This window comes from Microbacterium sp. (assembly GCF_036277215.1).
In the GTDB taxonomy this organism is placed as follows: Bacteria; Actinomycetota; Actinomycetes; order Actinomycetales; family Microbacteriaceae; genus Microbacterium.
The window spans coordinates 1-2,780 of the sequence record NZ_DASUNI010000045.1 but is presented as its reverse complement, the minus strand read 5'-3'; the positions used below and the strand labels follow the sequence as shown (position 1 = coordinate 2,780).

Annotated in this window: 3 protein-coding genes; all 3 read right to left on the bottom strand. The window is 69.5% G+C overall.

All coding sequences use genetic code 11. The features are described from left to right. A partial coding sequence (locus VFX99_RS02295) for a hypothetical protein (RefSeq protein ID WP_329664701.1) occupies positions 1–363 on the bottom strand: 363 nt, incomplete at its 3' end. A gap of 70 nt (positions 364–433) precedes the next feature. Beyond that, the gene (locus tag VFX99_RS02290; RefSeq protein WP_329664700.1) at positions 434–2,224 is read right to left on the bottom strand and encodes a phosphoenolpyruvate carboxykinase (GTP); all 1,791 of its coding nucleotides are present in this window, start codon (positions 2,222–2,224) and stop codon (positions 434–436) included. Positions 2,225–2,312: 88 nt separating this feature from the next. Then, positions 2,313–2,780 (bottom strand): MaoC family dehydratase (locus tag VFX99_RS02285; RefSeq protein ID WP_329664699.1); only part of this gene is annotated, 468 nt, incomplete at its 5' end.

Here is a 2,780-nt window from a genome sequence, read left to right as displayed (position 1 = left end):
CGAGAGCCCGCGGGAGGCGAGCTCGCCCGACACGGAGTCGACCAGGAACGGCAGGTCGTCCGTGTTGGTCTCCAGCACGGAGCCGACCGGCTCGTAGCCGTGCTCCTCGCGCGTGGGGTTGAACGCCCGCACCGCCATCGTGTCGCCATCGCGCGCGCACGCGAAGTCGAACAGCGACCGCACCTCGCCGAGCAGGGCCTCCGGCGCGATCCCCTCCGTGGCGTCCCCGCCGCCGAGCCGCCTCAGGTAGGCGCGGGCGAATGCCCGGAGCGCGGGGGCGCGTTCCGGTTCGACCTCCTCATCGATCAGCTCCAGCAGCCGGTCCTCCGGCCGAGAGCTCGCGATTGGGCGCGCGGAGCTCACGATCTCCCATCATGCCGCCCCGGCGGGCGGAATGCACGCCGCCGCGACCGGGGCCGCGGCGGCGTCAGGCTCAGCCGAGCCGCGCCTCGAGCTTGTCGAGCTGCGCGGAGACCTCCGGCGGAAGGTCGTCGCCGAACTGCGCGAGGTGCTCCTTGACCTGCTCGATCTCCGCCCTGAGCTTGGTCTCGTCGACGGTGAGCAGCTCCTGGACGTCCTCGTCGGAGAGCTCCAGGCCGGTCGTGTCGAGCTCGCCGGGGGCGGGCACGAGGCCGATCGGCGTCTCGACGGTCTCGCCCTCGCCGTCGCAGCGGCGGAACACATAGGCCAGCACGCGCGAGTTCTCGCCGAAGCCCGGCCAGAGGAAGTTGCCGTCCTCGTCCTTGCGGAACCAGTTGACGTAGAAGACCTTCGGCAGCTTGGCGCCGTCGCGGCGGCCGATCTTGAGCCAGTGGCCGAAGTAGTCGGCCATGTTGTAGCCGCAGAACGGCAGCATCGCGAACGGGTCGAAGCGCAGCGCGCCGACCGCGCCGGCGGCGGCCGCCGTGGTCTCGGAGCTCATCGTGGCGCCCATGAAGACCGCGTGCTCCCAGTCGAACGCCTCGCGCACGAGCGGCACGACGCTCGAGCGGCGGCCGCCGAACAGGAACGCGTCGATCGGCACGCCCTTCGGGTCCTCCCACTCGTCCGCGATCGACGGGCACTGGTCCGCCGGCGTCGTGAAGCGGGCGTTCGGGTGCGCGGCGGGCTCGTCGGACGCCGGCGACCAGTCGTTGCCGTGCCAGTCGATCGCGTGCGCGGGCGGCTCGTCGGTCATGCCCTCCCACCACACGTCGCCGTCGTCGGTCTTCGCGCAGTTGGTGAAGATCGAGTTGGCGTGCAGGGTGGCCATCGCGTTCGGGTTGGTCGACTCGCCGGTGCCCGGCGCGACGCCGAAGAAGCCGGCCTCGGGGTTGACGGCGTAGAGCCGCCCGTCGTCGCCGAACTTCATCCAGGCGATGTCGTCGCCGACCGTCTCGACGGTCCAGCCCTCGATCGTCGGGATCAGCATCGCCAGGTTGGTCTTGCCGCAGGCGCTGGGGAACGCGCCCGTGACGTACTTGACCTCGCCGTCGGGCGACGTGAGCTTGAGGATCAGCATGTGCTCGGCCAGCCAGCCCTCGTCGCGCGCCATCACCGAGGCGATCCGCAGCGCGAAGCACTTCTTGCCCAGCAGCGCGTTGCCGCCGTAGCCCGAGCCGTAGGACCAGATCTCGCGCGTCTCGGGGTAGTGGACGATGTACTTCTCCTCGTCACAGGGCCACGAGGAGGCGCTGCCGGGATTCCCGACGCTGTGCACGCAGGGCACGAACGCGCCGTCGTCGCTGAGGCAGTCCAGCGCCCGCTTGCCCATGCGGGTCATGATCCGCATCGAGACGGCCGCGTAGGCCGAGTCCGTCAGCTGCACGCCGATCTCGGCGATCGGGGAGCCGAGCGGGCCCATCGAGAACGGCACGACGTACATCGTGCGGCCCTTCATGACGCCCTTGAACTTCTTCTGGAGGATCTCCCGCATCTCCTCGGGGTCCTGCCAGTTGTTGGTCGGCCCGGCGTCCTCGACACGCGCGGAGCAGATGAACGTGCGGTCCTCCACGCGCGCGACGTCGCCCGGATCGGACAGCGCCAGGTAGGAGTTCGGCCGCTTGGCGTCGCTCAGACGCTCGAACGTCCCGGCGTCCACGAGCTCCTGGCACATCCGGTCGTACTCCTCCGCGGACCCGTCGCACCAGTGGATCGAGTCCGGCCGGGTGAGCTCTGCCACCTCCTCGACCCAGTCCAGCAGCTTCTTGTTCGTGGTCGGGGCGCTCGTGGTCTCGATCGTCATCGCGGTGGTTTCAACCTCGCTCAGCTCTCAGAGTCGGGAAAGGAGGGCACTTTGTCATACCTGGACGAACCCCGGGCGTAGAACTGGTCTATTCGACGTCGCCCTCGGCGGGCGTGGCGCCGTGCTCGCGGCGGGGCACCAGCACGAGCCGCTTGAACTCGGCCACCAGCACGCCGTCCTGGTTGTACACCCTCGTGTGCACCTTCACGGTGCCACGGTCCGGCTTGGACCGGGACTCGCGCTTCTCCAGCACCTCGGACTCCACGAACAGCGTGTCGCCGTGGAACACGGGCGCGGGGTGCTTGAGCTCCTCCGTGGCGAGGTTGGCGATCGCCTTTCCGGAGACATCGCTCACGCTCATCCCGAGGGCGAGGCTGTAGACGAGCGGGCCCACCACCACGTTGCGGCCCTGCTGGGACGACTGGGCGTAGACGTCGTTGATGTGCAGGGGGTGGTGGTTCATCGTGATCAGGCAGAACAGGTGGTCGTCGGCCTCGGTCACCGTCTTGGCGGGCCAGTGCTTGTAGACCGCGCCGACCTCGAACTCCTCGAGGTA

Excerpts from the sequence above, each read along its gene's own strand:
- VFX99_RS02290 (WP_329664700.1), bottom strand. The coding sequence starts at position 2,224 with ATGACGATCGAGACCACGAGCGCCCCGACCACGAACAAGAAGCTGCTG.